At 42.5% G+C, this 18882-nt stretch carries 18 protein-coding genes; 7 read left to right on the plus strand and 11 right to left on the minus strand.

The genetic code is table 11. The annotated features are described in order from the left end of the window. Nucleotides 1-52 precede the first annotated feature (52 nt). The 11 genes from D890_RS0105680 to D890_RS0105730 form a co-directional block, all read right to left on the minus strand. Nucleotides 53-991: a fused MFS/spermidine synthase gene (locus D890_RS0105680; RefSeq protein ID WP_018963546.1), complete on the minus strand. Its 939-nt coding sequence runs from the start codon at nucleotides 989-991 to the stop codon at nucleotides 53-55. Further along, nucleotides 966-1391, minus strand: a complete 426-nt coding sequence (gene speD / locus D890_RS0105685; RefSeq protein ID WP_018963547.1) for an adenosylmethionine decarboxylase — start codon at nucleotides 1389-1391, stop codon at nucleotides 966-968. Before speD ends, D890_RS0105680 begins: the two co-directional genes overlap by 26 nt. A 155-nt stretch (nucleotides 1392-1546) precedes the next feature. Next, nucleotides 1547-2662: a S1C family serine protease gene (locus D890_RS0105690; protein ID WP_018963548.1), complete on the minus strand. Its 1116-nt coding sequence runs from the start codon at nucleotides 2660-2662 to the stop codon at nucleotides 1547-1549. Nucleotides 2663-2708: 46 nt separating this feature from the next. Then, nucleotides 2709-3206, minus strand: a complete 498-nt coding sequence (locus D890_RS0105695) for a hypothetical protein (protein ID WP_018963549.1) — start codon at nucleotides 3204-3206, stop codon at nucleotides 2709-2711. Beyond that, complete coding sequence (locus tag D890_RS0105700) at nucleotides 3203-4171, minus strand: SIS domain-containing protein (protein WP_018963550.1); 969 nt, start codon at nucleotides 4169-4171, stop codon at nucleotides 3203-3205. The genes D890_RS0105695 and D890_RS0105700 overlap by 4 nt, the downstream gene beginning before the upstream one ends. A gap of 18 nt (nucleotides 4172-4189) precedes the next feature. Then, a complete protein-coding gene (locus D890_RS0105705; protein WP_018963551.1) occupies nucleotides 4190-5824 on the minus strand; it encodes a glycoside hydrolase family 57 protein in 1635 nt (544 codons plus the stop codon). Next, nucleotides 5825-7648 (minus strand): alpha-amylase/4-alpha-glucanotransferase domain-containing protein, encoded by a 1824-nt coding sequence (locus tag D890_RS0105710; protein ID WP_018963552.1) that lies wholly within the window; start codon nucleotides 7646-7648, stop codon nucleotides 5825-5827. It abuts the gene before it with no gap. Further along, complete coding sequence (locus tag D890_RS0105715; protein ID WP_026291333.1) at nucleotides 7641-9221, minus strand: 1,4-alpha-glucan branching protein domain-containing protein; 1581 nt, start codon at nucleotides 9219-9221, stop codon at nucleotides 7641-7643. The genes D890_RS0105710 and D890_RS0105715 overlap by 8 nt, the downstream gene beginning before the upstream one ends. A gap of 147 nt (nucleotides 9222-9368) precedes the next feature. Next, complete coding sequence (galT, locus tag D890_RS0105720; protein WP_018963554.1) at nucleotides 9369-10424, minus strand: galactose-1-phosphate uridylyltransferase; 1056 nt, start codon at nucleotides 10422-10424, stop codon at nucleotides 9369-9371. Beyond that, nucleotides 10421-11824: a glycogen synthase gene (locus D890_RS0105725; RefSeq protein WP_156802686.1), complete on the minus strand. Its 1404-nt coding sequence runs from the start codon at nucleotides 11822-11824 to the stop codon at nucleotides 10421-10423. Before D890_RS0105725 ends, galT begins: the two co-directional genes overlap by 4 nt. Nucleotides 11825-11838: 14 nt before the next feature. Then, nucleotides 11839-12612 carry a nitrilase-related carbon-nitrogen hydrolase gene (locus D890_RS0105730; protein ID WP_018963556.1) on the minus strand — a complete coding sequence of 258 codons (774 nt, stop codon included), beginning with the start codon at nucleotides 12610-12612 and terminating at the stop codon, nucleotides 11839-11841. A 156-nt stretch (nucleotides 12613-12768) separates the two neighbouring features. Here D890_RS0105730 and ptb point away from each other — a divergent pair, with 156 nt between their 5' ends. From ptb to D890_RS0105765, 7 genes are all read left to right on the plus strand, one after another. Further along, nucleotides 12769-13680 carry a phosphate butyryltransferase gene (gene ptb / locus D890_RS0105735; protein ID WP_018963557.1) on the plus strand — a complete coding sequence of 304 codons (912 nt, stop codon included), beginning with the start codon at nucleotides 12769-12771 and terminating at the stop codon, nucleotides 13678-13680. A gap of 124 nt (nucleotides 13681-13804) precedes the next feature. Beyond that, nucleotides 13805-14239 carry a hypothetical protein gene (locus D890_RS0105740; protein ID WP_018963558.1) on the plus strand — a complete coding sequence of 145 codons (435 nt, stop codon included), beginning with the start codon at nucleotides 13805-13807 and terminating at the stop codon, nucleotides 14237-14239. A gap of 384 nt (nucleotides 14240-14623) precedes the next feature. Next, entirely contained in the window at nucleotides 14624-15181 is a 558-nt protein-coding gene (gene pyrR, locus D890_RS0105745) for a bifunctional pyr operon transcriptional regulator/uracil phosphoribosyltransferase PyrR (protein ID WP_018963559.1), read from the plus strand. 68 nt (nucleotides 15182-15249) lie between these two features. Further along, nucleotides 15250-16161 carry an aspartate carbamoyltransferase catalytic subunit gene (locus tag D890_RS0105750; RefSeq protein ID WP_040363572.1) on the plus strand — a complete coding sequence of 304 codons (912 nt, stop codon included), beginning with the start codon at nucleotides 15250-15252 and terminating at the stop codon, nucleotides 16159-16161. Further along, entirely contained in the window at nucleotides 16158-17405 is a 1248-nt protein-coding gene (locus tag D890_RS0105755; protein WP_018963561.1) for a dihydroorotase, read from the plus strand. Before D890_RS0105750 ends, D890_RS0105755 begins: the two co-directional genes overlap by 4 nt. Then, nucleotides 17395-18072, plus strand: coding sequence for an iron-sulfur cluster-binding protein (locus D890_RS0105760; protein WP_018963562.1), 678 nt, complete (start codon nucleotides 17395-17397; stop codon nucleotides 18070-18072). The genes D890_RS0105755 and D890_RS0105760 overlap by 11 nt, the downstream gene beginning before the upstream one ends. Continuing rightward, complete coding sequence (locus D890_RS0105765; protein ID WP_018963563.1) at nucleotides 18057-18881, plus strand: beta/alpha barrel domain-containing protein; 825 nt, start codon at nucleotides 18057-18059, stop codon at nucleotides 18879-18881. Before D890_RS0105760 ends, D890_RS0105765 begins: the two co-directional genes overlap by 16 nt. Nucleotide 18882: the final 1 nt, after the last annotated feature.

Below are 18882 nucleotides of genomic sequence, written 5' to 3' on the forward strand. Positions count from 1 at the left end.
CTTGGGGAGGCCCACAGACAACAGTATGTTGATTAAATCAGCAACAAATTAGCTACTCGTAAGGAATGATGTCCCCTTTTCGAGTAAGATAAACAGGGTTTTCTTCGTCCAATACAGGGCCATCTTTTTCCAAAGCATGTCTTATGTTCTTTGGCAAGCAGAACATGTGCCAATGCGCTTGGGAATCATACATCTTTAGTTCACCTTGTATTCTTTGTTCTATGGCCTTATCAAGGTCTTCATCGTTCCAGTCCATAGGGTCTTTTCCCTTAGACGCTATGATAAACGACCATGGTGTATCAAACGATTCAACATATACAGCATAAGAGCGAACAATTGGAAATACAAGTTTTAATGTACGTCTTATGGCCGCGTGCATCGTGTAGACCAGTGGCCTAAGAATAGATGCCTGCAAAACGTAAATTCCATCATTGTCTAACTTATTGTAAACAATTTGAGCAAACTGCTTTGTAAAGAGTGGAAAAGAAGGGCCCATCTCAAATGGTTCAGTAAGATCACTAATGATGACGTTCAAAGCACCGTCTTCAAAATTGCCCACTACTTTTCGTGCATCTTCCAGCACTAAATGCATTCTCGGATCGTCGAATGCACCTTGATGCCAGGAAGGAAGATATTTCTTGGCGGCATCGATCATATCTTCATCAATGTCCACCATGTAGAGTTTCTCTACCGATTTGTGCTTTAATACTTCTCGAGCAGTTGCTCCCTCTCCTCCACCCATAATCAACACATTTTTTGGATCAGGGTGCAAGAGCATAGCCGGGTGAACCATGGCTTCATGATAAATGAACTCGTCTTTTTCGCTTGACTGCACGTCTCCATCTAAAATGAGCATGCGCCCGAAATACGGGCTGTTAACAATGTCTAACTCCTGGAACTGTGTCGTTTTCTCGAACACATGACCAGTAAAACCATGCATGTGGATTTCAGATGGACTGAAGTTATCAGAGAACCACAGCCAATTCTTCACCGTCGTTCTCCCTTTCTTGTGATGTTGTCATAATATGAGTGAACGAATCACTTTGTTCCACTCCGCGAAGCATAAACGTCTGTGTGACTTCCTTTGCGCCGAGGCTACTAACAACATAATCTACCGCCTTTTGAGGATCCGTGGTATCGCCGCACGTGTAAATATCAAGAGCGGCATAACCCTTCTCGGGCCAGGTATGTATGGCCAGATGAGACTCGGAGACCACTACTACACCACTCACACCCTGAGGGTAGAAATGGTGAAAGGTAGAAGTCACCACGGTTGCATTAGCCTGGCGAGCTGCTTCCACCAAAATGCTCTCAATCTTATCGATATCGTTTAGCACATCGGGGTTGCATCTCGATGCTTCAACAATGAAGTGACGACCGATGGTGTTCACCTACCACCACTCCCTTCTTATTTTGATGTTTTTCAGTGCAGTTTAGTATTTTACCACATTCAGCCAACAATGCAACTACAAAAGCTGACACCACTTCCGTATTTCTTAATAAATCTCAATCAATCTACCTTAATCGCTATAAATCGTAATGTTTATCAGCTTTGAGGCCTCTCACCTAATGTCACAGAGATCTTTAATGTCTGTCCAGAACGTTGCAGGGTGATAGTGATGGTATCTCCTGGATTATGTTTGCGAATTATACTGTTCAAATCTTCTTGGCTGGTAACTGTTTTACCATCAATTGCAACAATCTTGTCTCCGACCTTTATACCGGCTTTGTAAGCAGGGCCAGTAGCGTCTAAGTTAACCACGTTAACCCCATCACCTTTGGTCGCGTCTTGGGTAACAACACCAAGGTAAGCCCATTTAACATACCCATTTTTCATAATGTCATTTATGACCTTCACTGCGGTGTCACCTGAAACGGCGAAACCTATTCCCTGACCCTCAGTACTTATAGCAGTATTTATCCCGACTACCTTACCACTAAGATCCAGCAGAGGTCCACCAGAATTTCCCGGGTTAATAGCTGCATCTGTTTGCAGCATGTCTACAACCAATGCGCCATTGTCTTCCTCTATGCTCCGTTCTTTTGCAGACAGAACACCGAACGTTACAGAATAGCTTAAACCAAGAGGATTACCAATGGCCAGAACAAATTCTCCAACTCTGGTGCTATCAGTACTTCTAAATGTTAAGTACTTAACACCCGAAACGTTGATCTTCAGAACAGCCAAATCTGAAAGCTGGTCGCTTCCAACAACTTTGGCACTGTATTTTTTCCCATCTCTTGTAATAACAGTTATGTTGCTGGCACCATCAATAACGTGATTATTTGTCAGTATGTAACCATCACTGCTAATGAAAAATCCTGATCCAAGACCTTCAGATGGAACTGGTTGATAGAAAAAATTGTATGACATAGATTCCGTCTGGATGTTCACCACAGCGTCTGATGCTTCTGCAGCAACAGTTTCTATTTGAGATTGCAGATCAGAAATGGAAGAAGTCGATGTATAAGAGGTTGTTACCGCCACTGGGCTACTGCTTACAGCCGGTTTCTGATTGTACCCGTAGGTATAACCTACAAAACCTGATGCAAACAACATCACAGCAATTACTAAAATCGCTGTCACACTTCTAAGCCAAGAGTTTCTTTTCTTAGGTGTCTTTGGTCCTTCTACTTGAGGTTCTTCATAAAATCCTTCCATGACTCATTCACCTCCACATTACATATACAAGATACCCAAAATGGTATTAGGCTAAAGCACTGATTAAAACAGAGAAAAAGTACTGCAACACGGAGTAATCAGCCGTAGGAATTTCAAACCCTAAAGAAGTTAGTGACAGTCCACATGTACCTACAAAAATAAACCCGACAACAAATCCTACAATGGTGCTAACTGCAAGCCCCTGCCACGTACGAGGTGTCTTTTTGTGAATTTTAAAAGCATAACACGCTAAAGCCAAAAACAAAATGGAAACAAAAGCAACGATAACAAAAAAGAACAACGCATACGCAACATTTATCTTGGCTTCAGCAGGTAGAACCTGAATACTGCTCAAAGACAGTTTAGAAAAATGTGCTACTTGGCTCTTAAGAATACCTGTATCTTTCCCAATCTCTATAGCAATATCTTTCCATACATAGCCTGCCAAACAGCCAAGTAGCATAATAGAAAGAATGGGCACGCCCCAGAACCCAAAAAAGAAAGAACAAAGGGACCAAATGAGCGCACCCAACCAGGTTATCATGCGTTCTTCAGATACGTTTTCAGTTCAGTTATGATGTGAACAGGCATAGGGTCTATGCCTTTTTTCTGAGCCATATAAATGGATGCAAAATCCCCTACCAGGACGCCATAAAGCAGTTTTTCTAAGCGTGTCTCTCCTTTTAAGTCAATCTTTATCGCTGGAGATCCGTTCTCTTCAGCTTTTCTCAGCAAAAATGACGACTGAAGTTCAATCCTATCCAACTTATCTGTATCTTCATACACAACGATTCCTACGCGTTTACTTGCCCCATGCTGGAAACCCTGCAAGAAATTATGGTTAGCCTCTGTCATATAAAGAAAACCTGCTACTTCTTTTGTATTCTCAGAGATTTCTCCAGCAAAGCGCATAGAAAGTACGTAATCACGTTGCGAAGAAAACACATACACGGCGTCTGTATTAACTAACTTATCTGCGATGGCATTTGCTTTGTCTTTGATAGCATTCATTTCTCGCTTGAGAAATGCCACTGCATCTTTCCATGGAAGTTTTATTCCGTGCAGATTCTCCACCATGACAGAGATAACGCGTGCAGAATAAGGCAAAGCCATACGCGGTGGTAAATCAGGCGGCAGTTTTACAAAAGGACGGTCATTTTCCTTACAATACTTTTCTACTTCTCCGTCAGAAGAAACTCCAACTATGTAAAGTTTTCTCTTTGCAGCTTCCTTCAACAAAGTCAATGTTTCTTCTGTATTACCAGAATAACTCGAGGCAATAAATGTGCCATCACCTATCCAAAAAGGCAAACGATAATCTCTGAGCACAGGGATAGGCGGAAGCACGTCATAGTACGCTGTGTTCACAAAATCGGCACCAATCGCTGACCCACCCATAGCACCAACTATGAGCTTTCTGCTCATCTGCTCAAAAGGTAAGTGTGTCGTAAGTGATTCTGCTTCAAGAAGCCAATCTGGAAATGATTCTGCCATTTCCTCCATAGTCATAGCCAATAACACCTCCTGTTAAGAAATCGGTTCATTCAAGAACTCAGGGATAGGCTCATCAAGTAAAGAATAAACCTTTTTTAGGTTGTTTCTGAAAAGTTCGTCAAAAACGGGCTTATCTACAGATTCATTCGGTTTCCCATACCACCAAAACCAATCTGAGCCTTCTGCAATCAGTAATTGTTCTTCTACCTGTTCAGCAATTTCATCAGTATTAGTACCTTTTCTTAGTACCAAATCCGCTGCATGCTTGACTGCCGTTAGATAGTCCCACGCTTTATTCTTTAATGGATCTCCTATCCACATATCAAAATTTGCATATATCCATGAGCCCGTTTTCATTTTTTCAAGTTTACCTAAATCATTATCGTGCACACTGATAAAGTTGCCGACCGTTTCAGTTGTTACCCAATCAACATTGCTTAAGGCATTATAAAGCGCTGAGAGAAAATCATAGCCGTCATTGTCATAATACTCCCAACAGTTTTCTCCATCCAGCGCCACAGTTACTAAGTAATCACCCTGTAATGGCTCTATCTTTCTATAAATGGTTTCCAGCCTTGACATGAAATCAGACACAGCAGCATCCGCAGACCATTTGGCGTATTCAAAACCGATTAAATCCGAAAGCACTTGGTCCCTAAATACTAACGTTATTTCTCTACCATCATTCAAAGGTAGTTTGTATGGGCTATACAGAACCTGTGCCTGCTCTGGAACGTCTTTATAGCCACGTTTGAAGTACTCCATGCCCAAACTTTTCGCAAGTATACGTTCATCTGTTACTGCCCACGACACTCCAGTTTGTGCTGCGATGTCTAATACGTCAGTGGAAACAGATTCTTCCGAGGGCCAGAAACCCGTAGGTGGTTTACCGAAAAACGCTACGTGCTGTGCCCAACCTTTTTCGAGCTGACGCTTAGCGTCGCCAGGGGAATGAAATACTAAATTAGGCAAAGCCACATCTGGTTTTGCATCCCTTGCGCTACGCGTATCATAAAGCAGTGGAAGAATCGGATGATAATACGGTGAAAAAATTAGGTCTACTTCACCATTGATATTTGCCTGTTTATAATCATCGACCAACCGTTTCATGATCCTCATCTGAATATCAATTACCGTATGCACATCTTCGTGTGTGAAATCACGCTCTTTTTGTGCTATGTATCTAAGTTCTGGATACTCCTCATAATAAAGCGGATCTATCCAGGATAAGTTAAACAAAACTTGTAAATCTCTGAACTCATTGATGGCCCACGACGATACATTTTCTCCCAGCTCATGAGAAAAACGCTTCGCATAAAGCTCTGCATAACGAGGAAATTTAGATATCTTCTTTGTAAAATCTGCTTTGAAAAAGTTTTGCAATATGAAAGCCTTTTCATCTTCAGAAAGCGATTCTGCCTCCTTTAGCGTGACGTCAAGATAATAGTCAGTGTTACCTTCTCCATACTCTTGTAATTGACGTATTAATGAAGGGACCATGTTGAATGTAGCTTTTATCTTGGGGTACTTCTGCTTAAGAAGAAGCATATCTAAATAATCTTTTGTTGCATGCAACCTTACCCACGGTAAAGCGAACTTACCTGTGTAAGGATCTTTGTAATACGGTTGATGATTGTGCCAGATAAAACTTAAGAACAGTTTTCCCAACTATGTCTTACCTCCCTTACCTAAACTTAATTCGAACGATAAGTTCATCGCCTTATCTATATCGAACTGTAACGCCATTATTGTACCTTGATATGTTATTTCTTGGAAAAGGTCGCTTCTATGAGTAATTAACAAAGGTCGCACGCTCATCATGGCTACTTTGTCACATGTTAAATGTATATCATCTTTACCTACACTCCAATGAAGTTGACGAACATGCTCAAAATCCATCACGCTATCCATGGGAAATGGAACATCGTCAACATAAATACTTTCCTTTGAATTCCACAAATTCAAGGGGATTTCCACAACAAATTGTCCCGGTTTCTTTAGCTCGTACTTGACTATTAGATCATTGGCAAAGAAACTATATGTCTTTTGAACCATTGAAGAATCATTGCCAAAGGTTAACTCCATAGGCTCCGCTTTTCTTTTTATGAGCTGATACGGGACAGGCTGGCCATTCCAGAAATCATCGAATAGGCCATGACTCACAGGTTCTTCATCCAAGACATCGACCATGTTTTCCTCAGCCTGAAGCAGGTCAAACTCCAATACAGAGCCCCTATCTAAGCGTAAATAAGCATGATAACCTTCATTAGCAACGATAAGCTCTTCCCGACCATCAATATTGACATCTTCTATTTCCATATATTGCTTTTTTAGGCCATCGGCGCTTACTCTGGCACTAACCAGACGGTGGAACAGATTACGCCTCAGGTGCCCTAAATAAAGACCACCAAAGACACCATGCCAAAAAACATCGTTAGCTTCTGCTCTATAAAGCTCCATCAAAGCCTTGTTCTTTCGAGGATGGCGCGGTGTTAAACTGTTCAAATAACGCGAAAGATTTACTACTCGGCCGTACATCCATCTATTATGAGGATGATCTTTTAAGAAGCGTCTCCAGTAACCTGCATGCAACCAAATACGTTCTGACTCAGACAGCTTTTCTTTCACCGATATAAATTCATCATAACTTTGCTTTCCCAAAGACCATTCTGACATCTCTGGATAAGTACTGGTAGGCAGATAAACGATACCTGTTTGAGCATTGTTCTCTACTACTTCCATAGGTAGATTAACTTCAATATCAGCCTTTTTCAGTGCATCCAAAAGCTTTTCCAGATACTTCTCTTTATAGCAGAGTTCGTTTGTCCCTTGCCATAAGCCAAACTTCTCTCCATCATCCGCGTAAAGTATGTAAACGTCCTTGTCCTCTCGTGCAAAAGATTTCAAGTACTCCACAATTTCCTCTGGTTCACGCCAAGGAATGAGGTACCTAAGCTGCATATCTATGGGGAAAACAAATAATTGGTACCCTTGGTCATCGGTAAGATAGTATCCATGAAATGGTCCTTTCTCACCAGCTTGACTAAAATGATAATCATCCAAAAACACATACTCGTAACCAGCCTCGTTGTAAAACTTGGGAAAATTTGGTTCCCACACACGCTCAGCGACCCATGCGCCACTCACTGGCGATTGGTACGTCTTTTCAAGAAAGCTCTTTAGCAATTTCAGTTGACCAACTTTGTCTGCATCAGGAATGACAGAAAGAATAGCTTCACAGTATGTGCCTCCTATAAGTTCTATCTGTCCTTTTTCTACCAATTTTTGTACGTCTTCGATGTAGTCTTTATCATGTTCTTGAAAGTACTCCCAAAGAGTGCCACTATTATGTAACCCCACCTTGAGGCCAGAATCTTTTAAGAAATTAAGAAATGGTTTATAAGACTTCTCATTAGCTTCATCCATGACCCATGTGAAATTACCTTCGGGCTGGTGGTTGTGTATTACCCAACTGAGATGTACTTTACCCAAGTTCTACCAGCTCCGGTGATAAAAAGTAAAATAAGCTATCACGATCTTGCAAATCGTTTAAACGCTCATCTGAAAATGGTTTCTTATTAAGTAACGCATCAGACAAATCTTTGACATTTTCCAAATGGAAGTTAAAGCGTTCCTTGGCATAATCTACTGCCCCGCCCGTTGTTATCAAGAACTGCCAATCAGAAGCCGTTAGAAGCAAGAGCTCACGCATGAGCTGCTTAATCTTCTTATCATCAGCATTTGCTCCAGCCATTTTCAATGCATCAAACGTTGCATTTTCAGCACTATAAATTTGTGGCCACATCCATTCTACGCCTGGATTGAACCAAACTTTGTAATGGCCACCTTCCCCCCAAGATGTTTCTCCAAGATCGAATTTCGCGTCGACATCCCGCTTGTTCAAGTAGTCTTCACCAGAACACCACGCCACAGGGGTTTCAGCCATTTCTTTTACCAGAAACTCCAAGAACTTTGGCCCTTCAAACCACCAGTGCCCAAATAGCTCTGTGTCAAAAGTCAAAGTGACGATTCCTTCTTTGTGTGACGCACTGTAGTAATCAGCCAATTCATTTACTATACGTCCTGCATAATGACGGGCATGACCACCCACAGTTTTTAATGCATCCAATGGGTTATAAGGCTTTTTATCTTTAAAATCAGCGTTCTTGCTTGTTATTTTCCAAAATCGAGCGCCGCTGTAGGAACTCTTTTTGTGAAATTCCATGTAATTACCATCACCAGGATATCCAAAATCCCCTGACCACACTTGCGAGCATAATAGATCATGCCGAGGAAATCCGGCGACATTGCTCGTATTTATCAAATAAGGTTGGAACAAATTATATTGAGACGATTTACCGGTCATCCAAGGCTCAGGAGAAACATAGTTCTCAAATGGCTTGCTATCCAAAAAAGTGTATTGAACTCCATAACGTTCCAGAAACTCTTCCATGCCCGGCCTCAGAACAACGTTGCCTCCTGCCACATGGTAAGCACGAGGCCTATATGCACACTCTGGGAGCCAAAAACCCCTTGGTTTTTTCCCAAAAGCACCCATATGGAACAGCATTCCCGTCTTTACTTGAAGATCTACCGTCTCATCTCGCCCTAAAAGTGGCAAAAATCCATGTGTGGCTCCACTTGTTATCAATGACAAATAATTCTGCTCTTGGAGTTCACCCCATACCCCTAAAATGTCTCGTTCTATGGATTCATAGAAATTTAACCGGTCTTTGGCCATACTCAGCCAGAAATCTTTCAATTCGCTTGGCACATCCGTCTCATCTGTTTCCAACGACTTAATGAAGTTTTTTGCGTAATCCACAAAACCCTGTTGAAGATATTCATCAAGCAACATTTCTCCCAAAACGGGCGTTACGTTTATGGTGAATTTAAATGGATACCCTTCATCGCGAAGCTGTAAAAACGTTTGTGTTAAAGGTATGTATGAATCAAAAATAGCTTGATAAAGCCATTCTTCACCGAAAGGCCACTTGCCAGCTTTTTTCACCCACGGTAAATGAGTGTGGAGCACAATATTCACGTTCCCAATCAATGAAACCACCTCCCTGTGGTTTTGCTAGCCCTCTTCTGAAACACAGAGCTACTGTAGTGACTCGAGCACCCTTCAACAGAAACAATCACTTTCATCGTTGATGTTATTTTATAACGTTATTTCTAAGTCATTACCTACTGACAACTCTGAAGCATGTTAATCGTCATTAGAAGTGGCGGACCTTAATAAAGACGCTGCATCCTCAGGTGGTGTATGGTTGATAAAAAAGCCACTTCCCACTTCAAAACCTGCTAAATGTGCTAACTTTGGTGTTACATCAATATGCCAGTGGAAACTCTTACCATCATTGTCGCTGTTGTGCCAAGGCTCATTGTGTAGCCACATATTGTAAGATATATCGCCTAATGCATTCCTAAACATTTTAAAGATGTGCCTCAATGCTATCGCCAAATGTTTGACTTCATCATCAGTCATATCCACGAACTCTGAACAGTGCTTTACGGGGGCCAACATCACTTGATAAGTCATACTAGAAGCATATGGGCAGAAACAAACGAAATCTTCGTTTTGGTAAACCACACGTTTACCATCGTACTGTTCACGGCGAATGATGTCACATATGAGACACCTTTGCTCGCGAGTAATGTACTCATTTAAAGCATTCACTTCTTGCTCGATTTTTTTCGGTATAAGTGGCGTAGCAATTATCTGGCTGTGAGCGTGTTTCAAAGAGGCTCCTGCGTTCATACCATGGTTCTTAAATACTAAAGCATACTTAATGCGCTGGTCTGAATGCAAAGAAAGAAGCCTGTCACGCCACGCCCATATGACATTTTCTACATCTGTTAACGACATATCAGCATAATCGTCTGTATGAGAAGGAGTTTCGATAACCACTTCATGATACCCGAAACCTGTCATGGACTGGTAAAGACTATCGCCTGTAAGTAAAGGCTCTATTGTAGAAACAAGTGCTGGAAATTTGTTTCTTACTACGCGCAAAGACCATCCGCTTTGATTTGACCCTGTTCCGGGTTCTCTGTAAGAGAGAAGCTCAGGTGGTGTCATGAGTTCATTACCTGGGCAAAATGGGCAATCTTCTTTATCCGTTTCAGATTGTGCTTCTTCGCCACTCTCTATAGAAAACTCCATAGGTCTATGGGCTCTCTGAGGGGCAATAAGTACCCATGTACCAGAGAGTGGGTCTTTTCTTATTTCCGTATGCTCTTGCTCCCAATTATTACCAGTCACTGCAATGCCTTTCTGTATAAGTCAACATAAGCCTGAGCTGACTTATCCCATGATACATCCCAGGAGAGGCATCGTTTGAATAACTGAACATGTTTATCTCTCTCGTTCTTATAAATACGTATGGCTCTTTTCACACAGGCAATAAGAGCTTCTGGCGTTTGTTCCTCAAAAACGAAACCGTTTCCATGATCACACTGATCTACATCAAAAATCGTATCCGCCAATCCTCCGGTACGCCGTACGATAGGCACACTACCATAGCGTAGTGCAATCATTTGTCCCAGACCACAAGGCTCGAAACGAGACGGCATCAAAAAATGTGTAGATCCAGCATAAACACGTTGTGCTAGTGCGGGATCAAAAGTGATGTTTACTGAAACAAATCCTGGGTGTTTTTCCCCAGCACCGAGCAGTGCCTCTTCATATTGCTTGTCTCCTGTGCCAAGAGCCACAAACTGAGCGCCTAACCCAACAATATCATCTAAAGCTTGGGCAACTAAATCGATTCCCTTCTGTTCCACAAAACGGCTCACAAGTCCTATAAGAGGAAAATCACCTTCCTGTAATTTCAGTTCTTTCCGAAGAGCATTTGCATTTTGCAGCTTTTTCTCCCATTCGGAGGTGAAATTCTCATAAATCATAGGATCAGTGGCAGGGTTAAAAAGTTCTGTATCAATACCATTAAGAATGCCGATTAACCTATCTTGTCTTTGAAGAAGCACATCATTTAAGCCCATGCCATATTCAGGTGTTAGTATTTCTTTAGCATAAGTAGGACTTACCGTAGTCACATAGTCAGAACACAAAATGCCACCTTTCATGGGATTCATGGTGTGATCATCTTGCCTCATTTTGGCAGCCATGTCTCTGTTTAACATAAGAAATTCTTCCAAACTGCTGTCGCACAGCCCTTGGTATGCCAAGTTATGAATGGTAAAAACCGTTCTAAAAGGTAAATGCCTATCTTTTACTAAAACCGGAACTACAGCAGTGTGCCAATCATTCGCATGAATCACATCGGCCTTTTCTCTCTCTGCAAGTAAGATAGAGGCTAAGCTAAATGCAAAAAACCGTTCTGCATCGTCTATTTCACCATAGACAGCATTTCTATTAAAATAATGATCTTGCTTCAGAAAATAGTGAACGATGCCGTCTTCATCAACATATTTAAAAACATCGAAAGGGATATCTCCTTTCCCTGTGTGAACAACCAAATTGTCCTGAAATTGAAGGTGAAAACGCGTCTGGTCCACCAAGGGATAAAGAGGCAGCACTGTTACCGCTTCCACACCCAAACGCTTGATATATTTTGGCAAGGCCCCTAATACATCAGCCAGCCCACCTACTTTGACAAATGGTGCACATTCAGCCCCGATGAGGAATACTTTCAATATACCCACGCTCCTTTGAACATTTAGTTCATCCTATAAGCTTCGGGAAACCTATCTTTAATCAAATCATTGTAACGGTTAATACGTTTCTCTAAAGCCTGTTTTGGATCTATATCTACTGCCACAGCCTCTTCTTTACTTTTTGTTCCTCTATGCAAAACCACGCCACCTGGTGCAGTAATTTGACTCATACCAGTAAACTTCAAACCTCTCTCCATGCCTACTCTATTAGCAGTAACTTCAAAAACCCTATTTTCAATACACCTTGTAATCATGGCATCTTGGCAGTAAGGCAAAACCAGATTAGCTGGATGCAAAATTACTTGTGCTCCCATGAGTGTTAATGTTCGCATGGCTTCAGGAAACATCCAATCAAAGCATATGATCATTCCAAAAATCGTTTCACGCCATTCAAAAGTGAAAAACTCTGTCCCACGGCGGAAGAAACGCTTTTCCTCGTTAAAGAGATGCACCTTTCTATAAACACGCACTTGCCCATCTGGAGTTATGGCTGCTGCGCTGTTGTAGAACGACCCATTGTAATGTTCTGCAAAACCAAAGGTAACGAGCGCATTCTTTTTTATTGCCAGCTCTTGCATGGTTTGAACAGATGGTCCATCCATCGGCTCGGAAAGTTGTTCCAGCTCTTTCTGATGTTTGAAAACATAGCCTGTGTTGGCAAGTTCAGGGAAAACGATTACGTCAGCATCTAACTGCTCTCCCATTTGCACCATCTTCGAAATGTTGTAAGCTTTGTCCCCAAATCTCGGCTTGAACTGAACATAACCGATTTTCACGCCCTACCGCCTCCGTGCAGAAAATCTTGTTCCTTTTAAGTATAAGTCAAAACCATGGTAAGACGAGTAAAGCTCAAAGGCTTATAATAATGAAGGAAGTAATGCGTATTTTACAATACTATATGTGCATAAACGCACTATCAGGAGGTGAGCCCGTTGAACAATTTCGACGAGCTGTTGGAAACAGTAAAGAAAGCAAACCCCGTAAAAGTGTCAGTGGCTCAAGCGGACGATGAAGAAGTCATCGAAACAGTCAAGATGGCAACAGAGAATGGCATTGCTCAGTTTTATTTAGTAGGCAATGGTAAAGCCATACAGGAAAAATGCAGTCAACTGCATGTGAATATGAGCCAAGTGGAAATTGTGGATGAGCCTGATTTAGAAAAAACGCCACGAACTGCCGTCTCTTTAGTAAGCAGCGGCAAAGCACAGGTTCTCATGAAAGGGCTTATCCATACAGCAGATTATCTTAAAGCCGTATTAGATAAGGAAATAGGTCTGAGAAAGGATAAGAGTTTACTCAGTCATGTAGGCGTATTTCAAGTTCCGGCTTTTGACCATTTCATTGTTCTTACCGATGCAGCTATGATTATTGCACCAGATCTGGGGCAAAAAGTTTCCATTATTGAGAATGCTGTCATGGTGGCAAGAGCCTTGGGCATTGAAACACCTAAGGTAGCAGCCTTGTCGGCCGTCGAAACAGTGAACCCGGACATGCCATCAAGTGTGGAAGCAGCTATTTTAGCAAAAATGGGTGAAAGGGGCCAAATAAAGAACTGCATCATCGATGGCCCATTAGCCTTTGACAATGCTGTGTCAAAAGAAGCTGCAGAACACAAAGGTATCCACTCACCTGTCGCAGGCGCCGCCGACATACTACTGGTACCAGACATAGAAGCTGGAAACATACTCTACAAGTCATTTACATATGCTGCAGGTGCCACAATGGCAGGTATTGTTGTGGGTGCAAGGGCACCAATAGTATTGACGAGCCGCGCAGACACCGCTGAGAGTAAGCTTTACTCCATAGCATTAGCTGTTCAAGTAGCAAACGCTCAAGTGCGCTAATAAAAGAAGTAAACCCTTCTTAAGTGCAGCACTTTAAGAATGAGGTGCTGCACTTTTTTTATTACAACGGTTACATTTCTGCTATATAATTATTCGTAATACTTCAAATGTTAGGAGTGATAGTGTGCCAAGTTCAGTAAACATCGGTTTGACCTTAGGAGCATTAGCAGGACTTCTCTTTTTCATTGCAGATCTATATGCGATGCTGCATATGATTCAGCAAATTTTTGCACCAAAAAGTCATTGGGCATGGCTACAAAATATGGGGAGACGCTGGCATCCCATACATTATTATGGCAACATAGCCTTAGTGATTGTGGTTGTTATTCATGCAGTGATCATGCTTCCTTACACAGGCATTTGGAACTGGCTTTTCTTAGCCCTCATTTGCTGGATGGGAATTGCAGGCATGCTCATGAAATTCTCACATCTGCCACCTAAAACAAAGGGGGCAATAGCAAAGTTTCACGCTCGCTGGTACATGATATTGCTTGCCTTGATTTTGCTCATCGTCTCTCATCTAACGTCTATTAGCTCTTTCCCATACAAACTCGGATAAATCACCTAAACTACAATAAAAAAAAGGCCCTGGTGGGGTAGCCAGGGCTTTTTTTATCTTTCCTGAAGGGCTTGGGGTTAGCCCTAAAGGGTGGATAGGGAGGTGTAAGGTGTATCTGAACAACTCTTCAGAAACAATTATGCCAAATAGAAAACTGTATGACAATACGCAATGTTAAGTGTATTTAACACTATTTCCAGTAGATTATAGCTTGTTATTCTGCATAACAACGTTAGAAATAATCGATGAGGGACAGTCATCGGTGTTCATGCTATAATGAGCTAAGTAAAGGTCCTTTAATTCCGGTCCTGTGAGGCTGGAAAGGGCAAAACCCTTTTGTGTCTTGCTGGCCTGTGGAGGACCTCAAAAAAGGAGGCGCTCCGTTTGGCAGAGTTAAGAGAGAAAGCAAAGATTTTAGACGACAATGACATGAGGCGAGCCATTGCGCGTCTGGCCCACGAAATCCTCGAGAAAAACCAAGGTGCTCAAGATCTTATGTTGGTTGGTATTCGACGGCGTGGTATTCCCCTGGCACAGCGTCTACAAGAAGAGATTACATCCATTGAAAATGTAACAGTACCCGTAGGTGAGCTCGACATCACTTTGTACAGAGATGACTTGTCCATGTTAGGACCGCATCCCATTGTCCATCAAACCGTTATCCCTAAAGCAGTAGACGGTACCACTGTCGTGCTGGTAGATGATGTTATCTATACAGGAAGAACTGTCAGAGCTGGTTTGGACGCATTGTTCGACCTCGGGCGGCCAAAAGCTGTTCAACTCTGTGTTTTGATCGACCGAGGACATCGTGAACTTCCTATTAGGCCAGATTTTACGGGAAAAAACGTACCCACATCGCAAAAAGAAGTTATTGAGGTACATGTAAAGGAAATAGACGGCGAGGACGCTGTCTACATCATGGAAAAAGTAGAAAACAATTAAACCGGCACCCATCCCTTTAAATCGGCCCAGTGAGGCTGAAAAGGGTGCCAAAGAAAGGGGTGCAACAAATGAAGCATCTTTTAGGAATAGAAGAACTTTCCAAAGAGGATATCCTCTACATATTAAACTTGGCTACTCCCATGAAAGATATCATCCTCAGAGAAGTTAAAAAAGTACCCACACTCAGAGGTAAGATCATCGCCACCTTATTCTACGAACCGTCCACACGTACAAAAAACTCTTTTGAATTGGCAGCGAAGCTCATGAGTGCTGATCTGGTAAGTGTGGGCGTTTCTACAAGCTCTGTCCAAAAGGGAGAGAGTTTGAAAGACACCATTTACACATTAGAAGCCATGGGCGTTGATGCTATTGTGATACGTCATAGCAGAAACGGTGTACCAAATTACCTGTCCAGTTTTTCTCACGCCTCCATAATCAATGCTGGCGATGGCCAACATGAACATCCGAGTCAAGCCTTGCTGGATTTGTTTACTATCCAAGAGCACAAGGGCCACATAGAAGGACTCAAGGTACTTATTGTGGGAGACATCATGCACAGCCGCGTTGCAAAGTCCAATATCTATGCTCTAAACAAATTGGGTGCAAAAGTTGTCGTAAGTGGACCCCCCACCTTAATCCCAAACGAAGTCCGCGAGTATGCGGAGATTTGCTACAGTTTAGATGAAGCTATTAAGGATGTGGATGTGGTAAATGTCTTAAGGCTTCAACTGGAACGCCAGCAGACAGGTCTAATCAACTCTCTCCAAGAATATCACCGCTTCTACGGATTGACTAGCGAGCGTGTAAAACATGCCAAGAACGATTTGCTAGTTCTTCATCCCGGCCCCATGAACAGAGGCGTAGAAATTGATGAAGATGTCGCCTACAGTGAAAAAAGTGCCATCAATGAACAAGTTTCCAATGGCGTAGCTGTAAGAATGGCCATTTACTACATGCTCATGGGAGGTAAAGAACAATGATACTCAAAAATGGAACAGTATTGATGAATGGCGCCTTTGAGCGTTTTGATATAAGGATTGAAAACGGTGTCATAAGCAAGGGTGGGCATGACCTCTCGCCTGACGAAGGAGAAACGGTTATAGACTGCCAAGATAAAATCATATCACCCACTTTCGTTGACATGCATACCCATGTGAGGCTCGGTCAAGAATACAAAGAAGATCCACAAGTCACCATTCGCAAAGCCATTAAGGGTGGTTATTGCGCACTCAACGTTATGCCCAATACAAAACCAGCCTTAGACTGCGCTCCCATGGTTGAACGCATGCTCAAAACGGAAGCTCCTGAAGGCTTTCATATTTTTGTTACAGGAGCTATCACCAATGAAAATGGCACCCTTGCGGAAACAGAAGATATTGCTTCTGCTGGAGCTGTGGCGATAAGTGACGATGGACATTGGACAGAAAACAGCTTCCTGTTCTATCAAGCACTCAAATATGCAAAAAAACATGATTTGCTCGTAATGGATCATGCCCAAGATATGAACCTTTTTAAATCCGGAAAAATTTACGAAGGAAAAGCAAGCTTTGAAACAGGCTTAAAAGGGTTTCCAAAAGCCGCAGAAGCCTCAGCCATATACCGAGACGGCACGCTAAATGCGCAGGTAGGATCAAGGCTTCATATAACACATCTTTCCACCTTAATGGGATTGGAGACTGCTAATGCGCTTAAGCAAATCGGGGTTCATGTAACCATGGACGTAACACCGCATCATCTCATTTTTGATGAAAGCGCCTATCTTTCATACGATACCAATATAAAAGCAAATCCACCGTTTGGTGACGAGCGAGATCGGAAAGCCTTAGTGCATGCACTTAGAAGCGGTGAAATAACAAACATTGCGACGGACCATGCTCCTCATTCAGAGCCGGAGAAAGATCAAGAATGGGAAGATGCTCCTTACGGTATAGCTTCCATAGATAGCGCTTTTGAAGTACTCTACCAAGAGCTTGTCACTACAAGCCTTGTTCCACTTGAAACGCTGCTTACTGCTATGAGTACTAATCCAGCTTATCTGCTTGGAATGAGACATGGCATTGGCATAGGAAATGAAGCCAACTTGACCATAATAAAGCTGAACGAACCCCATGCTATAAGTTATGAAGGGGGAGCGAAGAATAACCCTTATGTGGGCAAAGAATCAAGTGCTGTAGTCACCATGGTCATTTTGAAGGGAAACGTAGCTTACGAGTATGGTAAATAAAACATTTGACATTCAGCAAGAAGATTTTGATACCTATAAATTGATTTCTTTCGGTCCGGTTGATGAGATTCCTCAACCGGGCCAGTTCTACATGTTTTGCACAGACTACCTAAAAAAGCCATTTTCTGTAGCATTCGTTCAAGAAAACGACATCTTCTTTATCATAAAAAAAGCCGGCAATTTTACCAGCAATATACCCAGTAAACTACGCATAGAGGGCCCTTACGGAAAACCGTTTCCAAAGCCGTCCCCAAACAGTACCCTCATAAGTGGTGGAGCAGGCATAGGCCCCATATGTTTTCTTGCTCAAAACCTGACTCAGTCGCATACAGTTTACAGGTGGTTTCACGGAGAAAACGAAGAACGCAGTTTAAGGCTGCTGGATCGCCTTCCTGCTAATCCACACCAATGCACCGTTCTTCCGACCCTTGTAACGGACATCCTAAATCCCTCTTCCTCTCCTTACTTTGCCTGCGGTCCAAGGGCCATGCTCAAAATGGTGGTGAATAAGCTGGGCATGTCAGGTTTTGTTTCTATGGAAGAACGCATGGCTTGTGGTTTCGGTGCTTGCTATGGTTGTGTCATACCCACCACCTCCGGCTACAAACGTGTTTGCAAAGAAGGCCCCGTATTTCAGGCAGGTGATGTAGCATGGAGAAACTTGTAAGAATAAAGCGTCTCACATTAAAGAACCCATTCATTGCAAGTTCTGGAACCTGCGGATATGCCAATGTTGAAGAGATACCACTCCATTTGTTTGGCGCAGCAGTGACAAAAACCATAACATTTACGCCACGTGAAGGTAACAGACCTCCAAGGCTTGCTGAAACACCAGCAGGTCTAATAAACAGTATAGGCTTGCAAAACATGGGGCTTTCAGCATTCAAGACATTTCTACAAGATTTTGTTAAACCGACTACGCTATTGGTTTCTGTAGGCGGAGAAACACCAGAAGAATTCAGCAGCATCCTACATGAGCTCTCGAAATACGACATTATCGATGGTTTTGAGCTGAACCTTTCCTGCCCTAACCTACGGTTAGGCGGAGAAGTGGTGGGCAAAGACTACATCTCTGTTTCAACGATTTTGGACGCTTGTGTAAAAGCCACGAATAAGCCCATACTGGTTAAGCTCTCGCCGTTTACAGAAGAATTGGGAAAAATACTCGATTATTGGGAACCGTTACTTGAAGGTTTCGTCCTCTTTAATACGTTCCCCGCCATGGAAATTGATCTGAAGAGCGGTCAACCTTTGCTGGGTGCTGTAAGTGGAGGATTAAGCGGACCAGCTATCTACCCCATCGTGTTAAACAGTGTTTACAAACACAAAGACCACACTATCATCGCTTCTGGGGGCATAGCTAGTCCTCAAATCGCACAAAAATTTATATTAGCTGGCGCTAAAGCATTGGAGATAGGAACAGCGAATTTGTGGAATCCTGAGTTCATCAAATCGTTGGTGAGTGAGGAGGAATGAC

This window comes from Coprothermobacter platensis DSM 11748, from assembly GCF_000378005.1.
Lineage (GTDB): Bacteria > Coprothermobacterota > Coprothermobacteria > Coprothermobacterales > Coprothermobacteraceae > Coprothermobacter > Coprothermobacter platensis.

What these genes read in the sequence shown, in the direction of transcription:
- D890_RS0105690 (WP_018963548.1), bottom strand. Translation starts at nt 2,662, where the DNA reads ATGGAAGGATTTTATGAAGAACCTCAAGTAGAAGGACCAAAGACACCT.
- D890_RS0105695 (WP_018963549.1), bottom strand. Translation starts at nt 3,206, where the DNA reads ATGATAACCTGGTTGGGTGCGCTCATTTGGTCCCTTTGTTCTTTCTTT.
- D890_RS0105700 (WP_018963550.1), bottom strand. Translation starts at nt 4,171, where the DNA reads ATGACTATGGAGGAAATGGCAGAATCATTTCCAGATTGGCTTCTTGAA.
- D890_RS0105750 (WP_040363572.1), top strand. Translation starts at nt 15,250, where the DNA reads ATGAAGCATCTTTTAGGAATAGAAGAACTTTCCAAAGAGGATATCCTC.
- D890_RS0105755 (WP_018963561.1), top strand. Translation starts at nt 16,158, where the DNA reads ATGATACTCAAAAATGGAACAGTATTGATGAATGGCGCCTTTGAGCGT.
- D890_RS0105760 (WP_018963562.1), top strand. Translation starts at nt 17,395, where the DNA reads ATGGTAAATAAAACATTTGACATTCAGCAAGAAGATTTTGATACCTAT.
- D890_RS0105765 (WP_018963563.1), top strand. Translation starts at nt 18,057, where the DNA reads ATGGAGAAACTTGTAAGAATAAAGCGTCTCACATTAAAGAACCCATTC.